12 protein-coding genes and 2 pseudogenes are annotated in these 16,636 nt (G+C 70.4%); 10 read left to right on the top strand and 4 right to left on the bottom strand.

All coding sequences use genetic code 11. The features are described 5' to 3' along the window. The 7 genes and pseudogenes from ON34_RS36045 to ON34_RS13620 form a co-directional block, all read left to right on the top strand. Positions 1 to 451, top strand: a pseudogene (locus ON34_RS36045) (hypothetical protein); the annotation flags it as partial. A 613-nt stretch (positions 452 to 1,064) separates the two neighbouring features. Continuing rightward, positions 1,065 to 2,405, top strand: a complete 1,341-nt coding sequence (locus ON34_RS13640; RefSeq protein ID WP_040779303.1) for a hypothetical protein — start codon at positions 1,065 to 1,067, stop codon at positions 2,403 to 2,405. A 64-nt stretch (positions 2,406 to 2,469) separates the two neighbouring features. Further along, the gene (locus tag ON34_RS36040; RefSeq protein ID WP_157172294.1) at positions 2,470 to 2,808 is read left to right on the top strand and encodes a hypothetical protein; all 339 of its coding nucleotides are present in this window, start codon (positions 2,470 to 2,472) and stop codon (positions 2,806 to 2,808) included. Positions 2,809 to 2,920: 112 nt separating this feature from the next. Next, complete coding sequence (locus tag ON34_RS13635; protein WP_040779299.1) at positions 2,921 to 3,181, top strand: hypothetical protein; 261 nt, start codon at positions 2,921 to 2,923, stop codon at positions 3,179 to 3,181. A 47-nt stretch (positions 3,182 to 3,228) separates the two neighbouring features. Continuing rightward, the gene (locus ON34_RS13630; protein ID WP_040779296.1) at positions 3,229 to 4,452 is read left to right on the top strand and encodes a serine hydrolase; all 1,224 of its coding nucleotides are present in this window, start codon (positions 3,229 to 3,231) and stop codon (positions 4,450 to 4,452) included. Positions 4,453 to 4,621: 169 nt separating this feature from the next. Beyond that, positions 4,622 to 5,863 carry a tryptophan synthase subunit beta gene (gene trpB, locus ON34_RS13625; RefSeq protein WP_051022511.1) on the top strand — a complete coding sequence of 414 codons (1,242 nt, stop codon included), beginning with the start codon at positions 4,622 to 4,624 and terminating at the stop codon, positions 5,861 to 5,863. 77 nt (positions 5,864 to 5,940) lie between these two features. After that, the gene (locus ON34_RS13620; RefSeq protein WP_040779293.1) at positions 5,941 to 7,068 is read left to right on the top strand and encodes a metallophosphoesterase; all 1,128 of its coding nucleotides are present in this window, start codon (positions 5,941 to 5,943) and stop codon (positions 7,066 to 7,068) included. Between the two features lie 45 nt (positions 7,069 to 7,113). Here the strand turns inward: ON34_RS13620 and ON34_RS13615 are convergent, their stop codons facing one another. Then, the gene (locus tag ON34_RS13615) at positions 7,114 to 8,769 is read right to left on the bottom strand and encodes an alkaline phosphatase D family protein (RefSeq protein ID WP_040779290.1); all 1,656 of its coding nucleotides are present in this window, start codon (positions 8,767 to 8,769) and stop codon (positions 7,114 to 7,116) included. A 53-nt stretch (positions 8,770 to 8,822) separates the two neighbouring features. Further along, the gene (locus ON34_RS13610) at positions 8,823 to 11,441 is read right to left on the bottom strand and encodes a helix-turn-helix transcriptional regulator (protein ID WP_157172293.1); all 2,619 of its coding nucleotides are present in this window, start codon (positions 11,439 to 11,441) and stop codon (positions 8,823 to 8,825) included. Positions 11,442 to 11,658: 217 nt separating this feature from the next. Between ON34_RS13610 and ON34_RS13605 the strand changes: the two are divergent. The 3 genes and pseudogenes from ON34_RS13605 to ON34_RS13595 all read left to right on the top strand — a co-directional run. Beyond that, positions 11,659 to 12,054 (top strand): annotated as a pseudogene (locus tag ON34_RS13605) (DUF7144 family membrane protein); the annotation flags it as partial. Between the two features lie 694 nt (positions 12,055 to 12,748). Then, positions 12,749 to 13,171 carry a low affinity iron permease family protein gene (locus ON34_RS13600; RefSeq protein ID WP_051022499.1) on the top strand — a complete coding sequence of 141 codons (423 nt, stop codon included), beginning with the start codon at positions 12,749 to 12,751 and terminating at the stop codon, positions 13,169 to 13,171. A 90-nt stretch (positions 13,172 to 13,261) separates the two neighbouring features. After that, the gene (locus ON34_RS13595) at positions 13,262 to 14,041 is read left to right on the top strand and encodes an alpha/beta fold hydrolase (RefSeq protein WP_040779282.1); all 780 of its coding nucleotides are present in this window, start codon (positions 13,262 to 13,264) and stop codon (positions 14,039 to 14,041) included. A 62-nt stretch (positions 14,042 to 14,103) separates the two neighbouring features. Here ON34_RS13595 and ON34_RS13590 read toward each other — a convergent pair whose 3' ends face one another. Both ON34_RS13590 and ON34_RS13585 read right to left on the bottom strand, forming a co-directional pair. Next, positions 14,104 to 14,853: a Mut7-C RNAse domain-containing protein gene (locus ON34_RS13590; protein ID WP_040779279.1), complete on the bottom strand. Its 750-nt coding sequence runs from the start codon at positions 14,851 to 14,853 to the stop codon at positions 14,104 to 14,106. Further along, on the bottom strand, positions 14,850 to 16,001 hold the full coding sequence (locus ON34_RS13585) for an FIST signal transduction protein (RefSeq protein WP_040779276.1): 1,152 nt from the start codon (positions 15,999 to 16,001) through the stop codon (positions 14,850 to 14,852). The genes ON34_RS13590 and ON34_RS13585 overlap by 4 nt, the downstream gene beginning before the upstream one ends. Positions 16,002 to 16,636: the final 635 nt, after the last annotated feature.

Raw genomic sequence — 16,636 nt, 5'->3', positions numbered from 1 at the left:
GCCGGGGCAGCTACCCGGTGCGGGCGATCCGGGCGCTGCCCGCTCGGGCGATCCGGGCGCGGCCGCGACCGCCGGGCAACCGGCGGGTGATCCGCAGGCCGCGGGGTGTATCCCGGCCGGTGTCGGTACCGGCAGCCCTGCCCCCGGCGTACCCGGACCCGGCAGCACGCCGGGCGTTCCCGGACCCAGCACGGCGCCGGGCGTTCCCGGGCCCAGCAGCGCGCCGGGTGCGCCCGCACCTGCCGCGCCGGGCACCCCCGGCTCCGAGGCTGCGCCCGGCGGCGATCCCGAGACCGCCGCCAGCCCGCAACCCGAACCGGCCACCGAGCCCCAGCCCGAACCGGCCACCGAACCCGCACCCACCCCCGCCCCTCCGCCAGGCATCACCCTGCCCTTCGGCATCGTCATCCCCCTCCCCGGACCACCACCCCCGCCTGCACCGGCGGGTTGATCGGGCCGAGGTGGACGCCTGTCGGCAGTCCGGCAGGCCTGAATGCCGGTTACGGTGCTGTCGTGTGCCACTCCGCGGCACGGATGCGAGCGGATAGGGGAGCGCTTTCGCCGCATCGCCTCCGCCTGCACCGGCGGGCACAGGGGACACCTGTCGACAGTCCGGCAGGCCCGAATGCTGGACGGGGTGTCGTCGTGTGCCACTCCGTGGCGCGGATGCGGGCGATAGAGGAGTACTCCTGCCGCATCTCCGCCTGCACCGGCGGGTTGATCGGGCCGAGGTGGACGCCTGTCGGCAGTCCGGCAGGCCTGAATGCCGGATACGGTGCTGTCGTGTGCCACTCCGCGGCACGGATGCGAGCGGATAGGGGAGCGCTTTCGCCGCATCGCCTCCGCCTGCACCGGCGGGCCGAGGTGGACACCCTGTCGACTGTCCGGCAGCTCTGAATGCCGGATGGGATGAAGTCGCGTGCCACACCACCGCATGGTTGCGGGTGGAGAGATATCAGCGGGCTCTGTGACCGCCCCATTGGTAACCGTTGGGTGGAGTGGGCCAATCGTTGGCTAACCCCGTAACGAACCTCTATTAAGAGCATTCGATTCGAGGTGAATTCATGGCCACAGTCGGAATATCAGCGGAGCAGACCGTGGTGCGCGGCGTCGTGCTCTCGGTGCGGCAAGGTGGGCCGCCGGCCGTGCTGCGGGAGGTGGAACAGCCGGTCGAGCAATCGTCCGCCGCGTCGGTCGCCGCCGTCCTCGATGCGTTGACGCGGGCGGACGCCGACATCGCGATCGACGACGTCGCCGTCGCGTACCGAACGGTGCCCGAGCGTCGGGCGATCGTGTCGGGCCTGTCGTCGGCATCGTGGCGTTCCTCGTCGCTCGTATCGCTCAAAACGGCTCTGCTCGCATTGCTCGACGACATACCGGACGTGGCCGAGTACGGCACCCTGCTGGTGCTGGAGGTCGTCGGCTACCACACGTCCTACATCGTGGTCGGGCCGCAGCGCGACGAGATCCTGGCCTCGGACTCTTGGTCGTCCGGCGTCGTCGACGCCGACACGGCGGGGCAGGCGATCGGCCGGATCCGGGAGGGTCTGGAAGCGGCCGGATCGCGGCCCGACGCCGTCTTGCTCTGCGGCACCTCGGCGGGTAGCCCGGATGTGGTGTCCGCAGTGCGGCTCGAACTCGGCGCAGCCGTGATCATCGCGCCCCACTTCGCCAACGCGGCCGCTTTCGGCGCCGCCCTGGTGGCCGCCGCACCCTTCCGCAGCGTTCCGGTGGAAGCGGTTCCGGGGGGTCGGCGTCATCCGGGGCGAGCGATGTTGGTCGCGGCGGCCATCGCCGCCTTGGCGGGCGGAGCCGCGGTCGCGGTCGTACAGGCGCCGGAGGATCGACCGGCGAACACCGAGCTTCGCGGGCCCGCGGCGGCTCCGGCTCCCATGCCGGAGGCCCAGCGGGTCAACCCGATCCCGGCGGGATCGCCTCCTGCGGTCGATCCGGCGACGACGCTTCCGTATCCCGAACCGTCTTTGCCGCCCGCGCCGCCTCCTGCGTCAGCCGAGGCCCGACTACCGGGTGACCCCGAGCCGCCCATGCCTCCCGACCTGCTGCCGGGTCAGCCCGAGCCGTCCCAGCCCCCGACGCACCGGCCGCGTCCCACGACGACGGCACCGGAACCTGCTCCGGCTCCCGCCGGTGCACCCGAGGCCCAACTGCCCGGTCAGCCCGACGCCCGCCCCCGCCCATGCCTCCCGACCTGCTGCCGGGTCAGCCCGAGCCGTCCCAGCCCCCGACGCACCGGCCGCGTCCGACGACGACGGCACCGGAACCTGCTCCGGCTCCGGCCGATGCACCCAACGAGCCCTTCCTTTTCCCCGGTGAGTCCCCGCCCCCGCCATGGAACGCCGACCCAGCGGTCGTGCAGGCATGGTGGGACAACCACTGGAAACTGAAGGAGCGCTCGCTCAACGGCGGCTGAGCCGAGCCGGAGGCCCAGGCCGGGCGAGCGACCACCCGATGGCGCAGCGCCCCGCTGACCGCTACGACAGTCGCGGATCACTGGCCGCCGCCGCGGCTGGGGCACTGACCCCGCCGCGCCGGGAACTCGTCGGCATACCCGACCCGCACGTCTGGCTCCTAGTGCTGCTGGTAGCAGCGGCCGCAGTGCTGCTGCTGGTCACCGCGCTCGTCGTTGCCCTGAGCGTGGGAGGCAGCACTGTGGCGGGCAAGGGAATACCCAGTAGCACAACGCAATCCGCTTCGCGAGAGCCCACCGCGCCGAGCACCGCCGCGGCCTCACCCGCCTTGGGCCGCAATGCCGACCTTGTCGCGCTGTTTGCGGATTCCTCTCGGTGACTCCGCAAGGGATGGGCTATCAAGGCGCGCGCTGCACCGCCATCGATGTCGTCAACAACGGTGGCGCGCCCGCGCTGGAATGCCGACAGGACAATGGAATCCATTGGTACGTATGGTCATTGCGGCGCGGCGACCCCGGCGCGACTCGACCTTCGAGACCGGCATCGACAACGACACCACACGCCAGGACACCTGGCGCAAGACATCCGGATCCCGACGAGTGCGCTCGAGTTACTACCCGGGCGGCAACATCGGACTGCTCACGGTCGGCTTCGACGACCCAGCCCGGGCCTGGGTGGTCCTCGACGTCTCCTGGGATCACCACACCGGCCAGGACCTGTTCGACCAATGGTGGCAATCGGCGCCGCTGTGAGCCAACGCGCACCGACAGCACCGGCGCGCGGCCGATAAGCTGGCCGGGTGAGCGCACTAACGGCCAAATCGGTGGCGATCACCGAGGACCTGGATGCCGTGACGACCCGCGGCCCGGAGGACGATCCCGCGGACGCCGGGCTCAGCCGCGCCGACGTCGAGTCGGTGTGGGAGTCGGTGCTCGCGTGGTATCGCCTGGGCACGACCCCGGCCATCCAGGTGTGCCTGCGCCGCGACGGCAGGATCGCGTTGAACCGGACCATCGGTCATGGCTGGGGCAACGCGCCCGGCGACGGACCGGACGCGGTCGAAGTGCTCGCCACGCCGGAGACGCCGTTCTGCGGTTTCTCGACGGCGAAGGGCGTCGCCGGTGCGCTGATGTTCATGCTCATCGAACAGGGCGCGTTCGGCCTGGACGATCCGGTGTCCGACTACATCCCCGAGTTCGCGGCGAATGACAAGGCCGCCATCACGATCGGTGACGTGCTGTCGCACTCCGCTGGGATCCCCTTCGTCACGCCGCCCTATCAGGGCGTCGATCTGGTGCTCGACGAGGATTTGGCCGTGCGCGCGCTGGCCGATCTGGTGCCGAGCTGGAAGCCGGGACGCTTTCGTGTGTACCACGCGTTGACCAGCGGACTGATCCTGCGTCTGCTGGTGCGGCGGGCGACGGGAAAGCGCCTGCGCGAGCATCTGTCCGAACAGGTGCTCGAGCCGTTCGGCTTCCGCTGGACCAATTTCGGCGTGCGTCCCGAGGACGTGGACAAGGTGGTGCCGAGCGTCAAGATCGGTCCCGCCCCGTCGCGGGTGGCGACCTATCTGGCCGGCAAGGCGATCGGCGGGCGCATGGACCGCGCGTCCCGCGCGGCGACCGACGCCTTCCTGACTGCCGAGCTGCCCTCGGGCAATCTGATCACCACCGCATCCGAACTCTCGCGGTTCTACGAGATCCTCACCCGCGGCGCGCCCGACGGCCGCCGGATCATCCGGCCGGAGACGCTGCAGGACGCGGTGCGGCCGGCCCGGTGGATTCCGGGCGTGGCCGGACGAGTCAGCCGAGCGGGTTTCGAACTCGGCGGACGCAGGTCGAAGTTCGGGCGCGACACCGGATCGCACTTCGGGCGCAGCGGCTTGACCACCCAGTACGGCTGGGCCGACCCGGCGCGCGGACTGTCCGGAGCGATCCTCACCAGCGGCAAGGCGACCACCGATACCAAGCGGCCGTGGCAGCTGGTCGCGCAGATCTCCGCCACGGTGCCCGCCGACCGGTAGCACGCGCTACCCGCACGGGCGTCTCGATCGCCTCCACCAGTGAGAAGGCCCCCGCCATCCGACAGATCTAGAGTCTGTTAACTCGCTTGTTGCCGACCTGTGGGTTTGCGCTAGTGCGAGCGGAACAGACTGACCCGTCGGCTCTGTGGCGGTGAAAGCGTTGGTGTTGATGAGGATTGATCACGACGTGGCGGCGAACGGGTTCCGGCACGAGGTACTTCCCGACGAACGCGGGCGATTCGGCGTTTTCGGCGGCAGATTCGTGCCCGAAGGACTGATGGCCGCGCTGCTGGATCTCGAAGCGGCCTACCGTCTCGCGCAAGCCGATTCGAGCTTCGTCGCGGAGTACCGGGAACTGCTGCGCGACCGTGTCGGCCGGCCCACGCTGCTGCATCAGGTGCGGCGGTTCGCCGAGTTGCTGGGCGTGCCTGGCGTGCGGGTCTATCTCAAGCGCGAGGACATGGCCCACACTGGCGCTCACAAGATCAACAATGCGCTGGGGCAGGCGCTGCTGGCGCGGCGGATGGGCAAGCGACGCATCGTCGCCGAGACCGGCGCGGGCCAGCACGGCGTGGCCGTGGCGACGGTGTGCGCGATGCTCGGCCTGACCTGTGTGGTCTACATGGGGACCGACGACATGCGGCGCCAGGCATCGAACGTGGTGCGGATGAACCTGCTCGGCGCCGAGGTGCGACCGGTCGACAGCGGATCGCGCCGGCTCAAGGACGCCATCAGCGAGTCGGTCCGCGACTGGGTGGCGAATCTGGACACCACCCACTACTTGTTCGGCACCGCGGCCGGACCCGCGCCGTACCCGCGGATCGTGCGGGATTTCCAGACGGTGATCGGCGCGGAGACCAGACACCAGATCGCGCGCGTCGAAGGCAGACTGCCCGACTACGTCCTCGCCTGCGTGGGCGGCGGCAGCAACGCCATCGGCGTCTTCCACCCGTTCACCGACGACCCGCAGGTGCGGTTGATCGGTGTCGAGGCGGCCGGGCTGGGAATCGACACCGGCGCGCACGCGGCGACGCTGAGCATGGGCAGCCCGGGTGAGATCGACGGCTCCTACAGTTACCTGCTGCAGGACGAGGACGGCCAGATCGCGCGAACCCACAGCATCGCGGCCGGACTCGACTATCCGGGCGTCGGCCCCGAACTCAGCCATCTGAAAGACAGTGGCCGGGTGAGCTATCGCGCGGCCACCGACGCCGTCGCGTTGCGCGGGATGCAGGCGCTCAGCCATACCGAAGGCATTCTCGCCGCATTGGAATCGGCCCACGCCGTCGGGCATCTGCTGGAGATGGCCGACCGCGGCGAGGTCGGTGCGGACTCGGTGGTCGTGCTGTGCCTGTCCGGCCGCGGTGACAAGGATCTCGCCGTCGCCGCCGAGCGCCTCGGCGTGGCATAACCGCTGCTATCGTCGGAAATGCCCATGGCGCCGGGGGAGGGACCGCGCGCTACACCCGCGCACGAGGACGAGCCCTCTTGAAGTATGTATCCCGCCTGGTCCTGTTCCTGGCAATTCCCGCCGTGCTGTTCCTGCTGCCGTGGTGGACGTTGGTGGCGGCGCCCACCCAGGGAACCGGCCCGCTGTTCTGGCTCGGTACGGCGCTGTTCGCGGTGGCGTTCTGCTGCCTGCCCACGTCGATGTATCTCGGCCACGGATCCGCGCAGTCGGATGCCGCCTCGATCGTCGGCGACACGCTGCTGGGCGTGATGTGGGTGGTGTTCAGCTGGTCGGTGCTCGGCAATCTCGCGCGCCTCGGGCTCGCCGTCGCCGGGGTCGGTGATCCGGCACGCTCCCGGATCGTCGCGGCGGGCGTGCTCGCCGCCGCGGCCGTGCTCGTGGTGTGGGGCGTGGTCGAAGCGCGGCGGGTGCCGCGGGTCCGCACCGTGGAGGTATCCATCCCCGGACTCGGACCGGCGCTGGACGGTCTGCGCTTGGTGGTCGTCACCGACACCCATTTCGCCGCGCTCGACCGGTTGCGCTGGTCGGAGCGCGTGGTCGACGTGGTCAACGCGCAACGTCCCGATATCGCCTGCCACGCCGGGGATCTCGCCGACGGCTCGGTGGCGAAGCGGCACCCGCAGGTCGATCCGCTGGGCAAGGTCGAGGCCGAACTCGGCCGGTTCTACATCACCGGCAACCACGAGTACTTCGGCGACGCGCAAGGCTGGATCGACCACATGAGGTCGCTGGGCTGGCAACCGCTGCACAACCAGCACGTGACGGTGCGCCGCGGCGACGACCAACTGGTGATCGCGGGCATCGACGACCCGACGGGCATCGGCCTGGCCGGTCATGGCCCTGACCTTCCCGCCGCGCTCGCGGGTGCGGACCCGGGCGCGCCGGTCGTGCTGCTCGCCCACCAACCCAAGCAGATCACCGACGCCGCGGCCGCCGGTGTCGCCCTACAGATCTCCGGCCACACCCACGGCGGCCAGATCTGGCCCTTCCACTACCTGGTCCGGCTCGACCAGCCCGTCGTCGCGGGGCTGAGCCGCCATGGCGATACCCAGCTCTACACCAGCCGGGGAACCGGCTTCTGGGGGCCGCAGCTGCGGGTCTTCGCGCCGAGCGAAATCACCGTGCTGGTCCTGCGTCCGCAGTAGTCGCGCATCGGCCTCGCCGGAACGTTCGGCAGGGCACCCGCCTGGTCAGCGGCCGCCGCGGGTGGCTTCGGCCTGGCTGGTGGCCTGGGGCTCGGGTGGGAGCGCGACCGGGCTGTCGGGACTCCATGCTTCGGAGACGCCGGGAACCCCATCCTGGACGACGTAACTGGCGCGGGTGTGGATCGGCGCACCGGGGCGGCGGACATAGGGCACGACGCGGAAGTCGTTGCGCCAGACTCGATGATCGAGCTCGACGCGGACATATCCGCGCTGCGCGTTGAAGAACTTGAGGTCGGGGTTCGCCGCGAGCAGCAGGCGGCCTTTGGCGGTGAGGTCGGCGCCGTCGCCGTTGCTGGTGATCGAGGTTCCGGTGAACTCCGCCGCGACCACCGGTGATTCCGGATCGGCGTAGTCGCGCCGCAGATCGGCGGCATGGTTCTCGTGCCGGTCGCCGGTGATCACCACCAGATTGCCCGCACCGCGGTCCGCGGCGGCGCCGAGCACGGCGTTGCGATCGGCGACGTAGCCGTCCCAGGAGTCGGTGGACACCCTGACCTCAGGGCCCGGGTCGGTGTCGTTCTGGCTCATGCCCACCTGGTTGCCGATGATCTGCCAGCGGGCCGGCGAGCGGGTGAAGCCCTCGATCAACCAATCCCGTTGCCGCGCGCCCAGAATGGTGCGGCCGGGGGAGAACCGGTCGGCGCAGCCGGCGACCACGGCGCCGTCGCACGCTTGCGCGGTCCGGTACTGACGGGTGTCGAGCATCGTGATCTCCGCGAGATCGCCGAACCGGAAGCGGCGGTGCAGGCGCATGCCCTGCCCGGACGGCAGGGCGGTGCTGCGCAGTGGCTGGTGCTCGTACATGGCCTGGAAGGCGGCGGCCCGGCGGCGCCGGAACAGGGCGGGCACGCGCCAGATGTCGAGCCCGATGCCGGGCGTGGCGGCGGCCCAGTTGTTGTCGACCTCGTGATCGTCCATGGTGACCAGCCACGGGAACGCGGCGTGCGCGGCCTGCAACGGTCGCTCGGCCTTGTACAGCGCGTACCGCAGCCGGTAGCCCGCCAGATCGACGGCTTCGCCGCGGAACTCCGGACCGATCGCGAGACCCGCGCGTCCGTTCACCCAGGCGCGCTCATAGATGTAGTCGCCCAGATGCACGACCAGGTCCAGGTCTTCCCGGCTCAGGTGGTCATAGGCGGTGTAGTAGCCCGAACTCCACGACTGGCACGAGGCGAACGCGAAGCGCAGCCGGGCGAACGGCTGTCCCAGCGGCGGCGCCGTACGGGTGCGCCCGACCGGGGATATGGCCGAACCGGCCCGAAACCGATAGAAATACCAGCGATCCGGCGCCAAACCATGGACCTCCGGATGCACGCTGTGGGCGAGGGCGCGGGTGGCCAGCGCTGTTCCGCGGGCCACCACCTGCCGGAAGTGCTCGTCGTGGGCGACTTCATACTCGACGGTCACCGGGTCCAGCGGCATGCCGCCGAGCCCGTCCGGAGCCAGCGGATCCGGCGCCAGTCGCGTCCACAGCACCACACCGTCAGCAGTGGGATCCCCGGACGCCACGCCCAACGCGAACGGATCGCCCGGCCAGCGCGGCGCGGGGAACCGGGCACTGCCGGCCGCCGCCGTTCCCACCAGCACCGCGACCGATCCCGCGGCGCCTGCTCGTAACACTTCCCGACGAGAGAGGGCCATACATCAGCGTACGGCCGCTCCCGGCACCGAGAAGGCGCCGAACCCGGTGCGGGTCAGAGCAGTCCGCCGCGACGGGCGTGCTCGAGCGCGTCGACCCGGGAATTCGACCCCAATTTGCCGTAGATACCGCGCAAGTGGGTCTTCACCGTGTTGACCGAGACGCCGAGGTCGGTGGCGATCTGCTGGGCGGTGCGGCCGGACGGCAACTGTTTGAGCACGGTCATCTCGGTGCGCGTCAGCGCGGGGTAGGCCAACCTGCGGCGTACCGCGGGGTGGCGCCGGATCCCGGCGGCGAAGCTCTCCGACCGGCCGAAACGGCCCGCGTAGCTGTCCAGCAGGGGCAGCGCGGCAGGTATGTCGAGGAACGGACGGACGAGGCGCTGCGGCGCCGCCGCGCTCAACGCGTTCTCCAGGGCGGCCAAGGCCTTGGCCGGCGCACCCGCCTCGTGCTGGGCCGAGGAGTACAGCAACCATCCGGTGATCGCGCTGACCGGACGCAGCTCGATCGTGTTGTCGAGCAGGGGTTCGAGAATGGCGCAGGTCGTCTTGGGACGATCGGCCGCGGCGCTCAGGGCCGCGTCGGCCATGCGGACCTCGGCCAGGTCGCCGAGGATGCCGCGGGCTCGCTCGACCAGCAGCTGCGCGGTCCTGGGATCGTGCACGCGCAGCAGCGCCCAGACCACCGGCAGGATCAGGCTGCCGGTCGCCGAGGGCAGGGCCCGGTGCTCCACCAGCATGAGCAGGCTCCGGCGCAGCGCCTCCACCGCGGCCGACGGCTCCTCGGTCCGCTCGAGGTCGAGCAGCCGCCCGATCACGTGGCCGTGCCACCCGGCGACCGGGCCGCACGACCCGTCGTGCTCGACGTGCTCGGCGAGGACGGCGCTCACCTGCGCCGGATCGGGGGTCTCGCCTTGCAGGTAGGCACCGTAGGCGGCGACGGCGGTCGCCTGGACGGCGTCGGTCGCCTCCAGCAATCCGTGCGCGTCGGCGATCCTGAGGGCGTGGGCCGCGCGGTCACGCATCACGGTGGCGGCGTCGACGGCGTTCGCGGCGAGCGCGAGCCGGGTGAGCGCCCGCAGCACCAACCGCGGTCGTCCGGCGTGCTCGGCCAAGGCCAGACTCGCGCGCAGCAACTGTTCCCCGCGCGCGACCGCGCCGCTGCCGACCAACCCGCTGGCAACCTGAATCGCGGTGTACGCGTCGAGATCGGGATCCCCGGTCGGCGCGGTCTCGTCCCGGAATTCGCCGAGCGCGGCCCCGGTGGTCGCCGCGACGTCGATCGTCGCGGCCAGCGCGAGGGCGTCCACCCGTTCGGCGGGGGCGAAGGAAGCCTTGCCCGCACGGCGCGCCAACGCCGTGTCCAGGCACGCGACCGCGGCGGCGGTGCTGCCGTGCACGAGCGCGTCGACCACCCGCACCAGCCACAGGAACGGGTCGTCGAGCAAAGTGGGCGCCGACCGGGCGAGCCCGTCGAACAACATGTCGCCTGCTCCGTCGAGGACGATCCGCAGCGCGCAGTCGGACAGGAACTCGCACAGGCTCTCCCGGTCGGAGTCGGCGAGGAAATGGGGTAGCGCGGTCGCGGGCAGGCCCGCGGAACGCAGCCACCGAGCCGACTGGCCGTGCAACTCCCCGCACAGCCGCGGCCCGAGCCGATGGACCTCGGCACGAAAATAGGCCCGCACCATGGGGTGACAGGCGTGCCACACCTGGCCATCGCGCGAGTCCGCGCTGATCGGGAAATGGATTCGGTCGAGTTCGTGCAGATAGTGCCCCGCGCCGCCGCCGACGAGTTCGTCGGCGAGTTGCTCGGTGAACGACTCGGGAATGCTGGTGCAGGTGAGGAATCGGCGCAGCGCGGGCGGCAGGTCCTCGACGAGCTCGCCGACCAGGAACTCCGCGACAGCGCGCGGTGGTCGCGCGAGGATGGCCAGCGCCGCGGCCCGATCGTCGGACCGGGCGGCCAGATGGGCCGCGGCGATGCGCACCAGCGCCGCCCAGCCCTGGGTCAGCGTGCCGAGGGTGTCCAGCTCGGTGTCGGTGAGCTCGCAGCCGTGGTCGCGGCACAACGCGTCGATCTGGTCCCGTGTGAATGCGAGATCGCTCATGCTCCAGCGGGTCAGGCGCGACTGGAGATCGAGCACATGCCAGCGGATCGGCGGAGCGAAGCGGCCGCACAGCACCGTCGTGACGGTTGGCGGCGCATGGTGCAGGAAGTATTCGACTCCGGCGAGCGCGAGCGGATCGCCGATGAGATGAGCGTCGTCGAGTACGACGACCGTCGGCGTCGCCCGCGTGGCCAGCGCGTCGACGAGCGCCGCGGCGCCCGCGGTCGGCGGGCCGCCGTGCTCCGCGGTGGCGATGCCGAATCGCGTGTGCAGCGCGGGCCAGAGCGAGGCCGGGTCGTCGAGTTCATCGGTGATGGTCAGCCACGCGACATCCGGTTCGCCCGCCGCGTGCCGGGTGGCCCAGTCGGCCAGCAGGACGGACTTTCCGGTCCCCGCGGGCGCGCACATCAGCAGCACACCCCCGTTGTCGGCGTTCGAGACCGCGTCGACGGCGGCGAGCAGGTCCGTACGCGGAATCGGCGTGAAGGGCAACGCCGGTATCTCGGCCGCTGTTTCCGCTGCGGAAGGGATGCGGCGTAGAGCGGGAACGTGCGATGTGGTCACCGTGCCTCCCAGGCCGTGCTGACAAATCACTACCGCGCCTAGCTCCGGGAACGTACCCAGCGGAAAGTCGGCTCGATCCGATCGTGTGCGGTCGTTACGGAAATTTCATCCCGGACGGGTGGGCGATATCGGAGCCACCCGGAACGGGTGAAGTGCCGAGCGGTGCGCGTGGTGGAGATTCGACATGCGTCCATTACTTCCCAGAAAGGGGCGACCGATGACGCATATGACCGCACCGGAACAACACCCCGTGCGCCGTGGCATCGCGGCGGGCACATCGATAGCGGCCGCGATTCTGCTGCTCACCGTCGGCGTGCTGTCGGTCTTCGAGGGTATTTCCGCCGTCGCCGAGGACGAGCTGTACATCGTGGGCACGGATTACGTCTACAAGTTCGACACCACGGCATGGGGTTGGATCCATATCGTGCTCGGGATCCTGCTGATCATCGCCGCGCTGGGTTTGATGACCGGCGCAACCTGGGCCCGGGTTACGGCGATCTGCCTGGCCGCCTTGTCGATCATCGGAAACTTCATGTGGCTGCCGTACTACCCGGCCTGGTCCATTCTCGTCATCGCCCTCAACATCGTGGTGATCTGGGCGATCGCGACCTGGCGGCCGGACACCCCGGCCGGGTCGGAAGGCCTGACCGGGCGAGAAGGCGTCGCCGGGCGAGAAGGCGTGACGGGGCGAACACCCGCGGCACCGTCCCACTAGCTGGGTCTGCGGGTGCGGGGACGCGGTCGAGGTCGGCTCGGCGCAGCTCGAGTCCGACTTCGGCCGCGTCGTGGTCCCGCGTCTGCCGACGGTTCGAACGTTCGGGTCGTCGAGCGATTCGTGCCTGACTGTGTCGGGGCGCCGACGCCTACGCGACATCACCGAATCCGCCATCGCCATGGCTCGGCCCATGCCCGGACGAACTCAGCCGTGACTCGATCGAAGGCCCGGTCGGGTCGGACTGCGTCCCAGGGCGCCCACCGCGGATGGAAAGCGGTGCACGGCAACGAACTCGGGTTGGCGTTAGGCCGCTTCCGCACGGCGGCGCCCTGCCCGTGGCCGACAGTCCTGCCGAGCCGACGCCGGAGTCCACCGCATCGGTGATGTAGTCGCCGAGGCCGGGCGTGCGATTCGGTGTGATGTGGACCCAGCCTGGCGCGGCGCGGCACCGAATGTCTTGTGGCGCTTGCCGGAACCCGGCGGGCGAGATCGCGTGCGCGGCGATCGCCGCGGCTCGGTCGGTTATCGGTGCGGGTGCGGGTGCGAAACAGTGCGGAGATACCGCGGCGTGGCGATGGGAAGGGGTTCTGCGGTGGGCAACCATACCAAGCAGTCCGCGATGCGAGTGGTGATGATCCCGGCGGAGGTGATGCGACCGGCGTCGGTGTTCGACGACGTCGCCGCGGCGGCGGGCACGGTGGTGTCGAAGGGGTTGTTCTTCGTGCTGATCGTCGGGTTGGTGCTGACGGCGGCGGTGAGTCTACTGTTCGGCCGCGACGTCGACGGCTGGCCGCGGCTGCTCACCACCGCGACGACGATCGTCACGTTCGTGCTGGTCGCGCTGCTGCACAACATGCACAGCCGGGCCACCTACGCGATGCAGGTCAAACTCAACGCTCTCGCCGAGGCGCTGTCGGACGTCAAGGTGGAACTGAGCGCAGATGCCGCCGTGAGCTGTCGCGGTGACCAGCGGTGTGGGGAACACGGTTTCGCGCACAACGACAGATCCGCGTAACCTCTCGGCCGAGTCGGGGTTTCCGCTCTCGCCGCTGACTCGGTTGTGGTATCCACCCTTCGTCATCCCTACGAAAATCGAAGGACGCCAATGGCCGGCAAACCCCCGCTTGTACTTCTGCACGGTGTCACCATGTCGGAGCGGGTGTGGGAGGACGTCACACCTCTGCTGGCCGCGCGGCACGAGGTGATCACCCCGACCGCCCTCGGCCATCGGGGTGGACCGCCAGCCCTGCGGCGTCCGGCGCGGGTCGAGCACTTGGTGGACGACATCGAGCGCCGTCTCGACGCGCTCGGTTTGCGCCGCGCGCACATCGCGGGCAATTCGCTGGGTGGCTGGATGGCGATCGAACTGGCCCGCCGCGGCCGCGCGGAAACCGTCTGCGCGCTGTCGCCCGCGGGGTTCTGGGATTCCGGCAACAGGAACCAGTCGGTCGCGAGCCGCCGGATCGCCCGGGAGGCGGCCACCGGCCGCCTGCTGGGATTCCTCGCACCGTTGGGACTGCGCAGCGCGGTGGTCCGGCGAGTGGCGTTGCGCAACATCGCGGTGCACGGCGATCGCATCACCCCGGCGCAAGCCGTCACCGTCTTACGCGACCTGCTGGGCTGCGCCGTCACCGCCGACCTGCTCGGCACCGACGAATACGTCGCCTCCCTCGACCCGCTGCCGTGCCCGATCACGGTGGCCTGGTCGCAGAACGATCGGGTGCTTCCCGCGCAGATCCATGGACCGATAGCCCGAACTCGGCTGCCGGAGGCGGTTTTCTCCCTCCTGGCCGGGGTGGGTCACGTCCCGATGATCGATGATCCCGAGCTGGTCGCCAGGACCATCCTCGCCACCACGCACACCACAGCAGCCGAGGCGTCGTAGCCCACCTTTCGGCAAGGTGGGCCGCCGAAACCAAGGGCTGCCGCGGCGCCCCGCCGCACCGCTCAGACGCGGTCCAGCGCGGCTCGGATCCGGTCCACCGTCGCGCTGAGGCGGGCCTGGTGTGAGCCCGGCCAGTAGATCCGCCCGCAGTCGCGGCACTGGCGGAAGGTGTCGTAATAGCGGCGGGTGAGCGGTTGCAGCCGGTCTTCGACATCGGCTTTGGCCACCTCGGCGACCGGTCCGCCGCAGCGCAGGCAACGGGTGAACGGCGCAAGCCGCGCAACCAGATCCAGCCGCCGGATCACCTCGACGACTTGCTCGACTGGCTGGTCTGACCGGATGTACACCCCGTGCGTGACGTTGCGCCGCTTCAGCAGTCCGCGGTCTCGGGTGAGCAGGATCCGGTGCTGGGCGGCGGACACCTCGGCGAGCTCGGCGTCCTCGGCGTTCCATCGGCAGTGCACGTCCAGGCCCATCAGCCGCATCAGCTTGGCCAGCCCGCCGAGATTGACGTCGGCGACGAAACGCGGCTCACGCAGCGGGTGCGGGCGGACCTTCGTCACCTCGCCGATGTCCAGGGTTTCGAACACCGGATACGCGCTGATCCGGTCGCCGATCCGTGGGTGATGGCCGAAGTCCACCGGCTGTCCGTCGACCAGGACCAGGTCCACCTCGGTGTGCGGGATGCCCGCGGCCTCGATGAGGTCCTTCACGGTCTGGTGCGGCCGGAACGGGCGGCGCAGCACGGTGTATCGCTCGTCGGGCCGCAGGAAGTCGTTCAGCTCGGCGTAGACGCGGATGTCGACGGTCATTCCACGAACAGCGCCAGCGACGCCGTGAATCCGTGCAGCGCGTTGCGGCCCGCGATGGGCCCGATCTCGCCCGCGGCGAAGAAACCCGCGAGCGGAATGCCGCCCAGCAAGTCCTCGATCGTCGTGGCGTCGTGATCCGCGACCCCGAACATCCTCCGGCCGCGTCCGTTGCAGGTGAACAGCAACGCACCGGCCGCACGCCCGGGCAGGTCCGCGCTGACCCGGGCCAGGGCCGCTCGCAGATCCTTGTCCGCTCCGATCGCGTCCCGAACCTGGAACTGGACGGTCGTGCCGATCTCGACGGCCTCGCCGATCTCGATCGCGCCGCTGGACGGGTCGGCGCCGAGGATGCCGCGGATCAGGAAATCACCCTGCCCCGGCGCGGCCAGATGCTCGTCCACCACGATGCCGATCTGCAAGCCGTTGGCCAGCAGCTCCTGCTGATCGGGAGGCAGCACGTCGATGATCTCGCGCAGTCGCACGATCGGCGGTCGGCCGCCGAGCTCGGTGATCAGCTCGCCCTGCGCGGCGGTGACGATGTAGGGGTACCCGATGGGCCGGCAGCCCTGCGACACGATCGGGACTCCGCGCAGGCCGGGCAGCCGCACACCGACCGCGCCGGAGGTCACCACGTCATGGTCGAGGAACAGCCTGCTGCCTGCCGGATACTGTCCGCCGCTGACCAGCCCGCCCATCACGATGGTGCCGGGCAGGTCGGCGTTCAGGTGCTCGAGCAACGCGTCGGCCGGGAACGAGTACGGGTCCGGCAGGAGCAGGTGGAAGTCGCGTGCGTCCTTGTCGAAGCGGTAGCCGGCGAGCAGTCCACCGGTCGCGGTGCGGACGAAGTCCAGCCGGAATGTCTCCGCGGGCAGACCGGAGGCCAGCCACACCGCGACCGCGGGCTCGTCCTCGATCTCGCGGCGTCCCGCGACCACCGCCTGCGCCACGCAACCGACCAGAGCGGGCACCCGGACGGTCCGGTGGACACCGGCCAGCACGGCCGCGGCGTCCTCGGCATGCGCCCGTGACGCGAGCAGCACGGCGAGCGCCGGGGCCTCGCCCGCGAGCTGGTCGCGCGCGTCCGCGGCGGCTTCCATGCCCGCCTTCCGCGCCTCGGGCGCGGTGGAGAGCCCGACTCCGATCCGCACCCTTCCATCGTAGCCAACCTGCGGCAAAGTGTGTTCCCTTGTCCCGCAATCGTTTTCGTTCCGGTCATGGATGCGTCCGCCGATACGGGATGGCAGGGCGGTAACCGCGGCGGTTGCCGCCCTGCGGGGACGGGTCCGCTGGGCACCCGCCGACGTCGCGGACGCACCTGCCGACGCCGCTGACGCGCCCGCCGACCGGCCAGCAGGACTTTGTACGGCTTGGGCTGCGCCGAGCACCGACTTGGAGCCGCGGTCCCATGCTGGCCGATAGCGGCTCGGTAACTGTTAGCCCCCCAGGTGCGCCTCGTCCCGCTCGAATCGGTCTTCCCAACCCGGGGAGGCTCGGCGGATCCGAGCGAAAATAGAACGCACCACACTCCGCTGTACGGCAATCCGGGATCAGAGTGTCGGCGCAGGCCAGCGCACCGCGACAGGACCTGACCGGTGTAACGACAAGCAGGAGACATCGGTGAGTCAGCCGCCGCGGATCGATACGGGCGAACTCCGCGCGATGGTGTCGACGCTGGAGGGGCTCATCGCCGACGCCTCCCGCGTGGTCGGCGAGCTGAAGGCCGCTATCGCATCCGCGGAAGCGTACTCGAGCGAGCGGCACGCCGGAACTCCTACTGGGCGCC

This window comes from Nocardia pneumoniae NBRC 100136, assembly GCF_000308755.1.
Taxonomy (GTDB): domain Bacteria; phylum Actinomycetota; class Actinomycetes; order Mycobacteriales; family Mycobacteriaceae; genus Nocardia; species Nocardia pneumoniae.
Note: the sequence above shows the minus strand (reverse complement) of the source record. Positions and strands in the feature narration are given on the sequence as shown.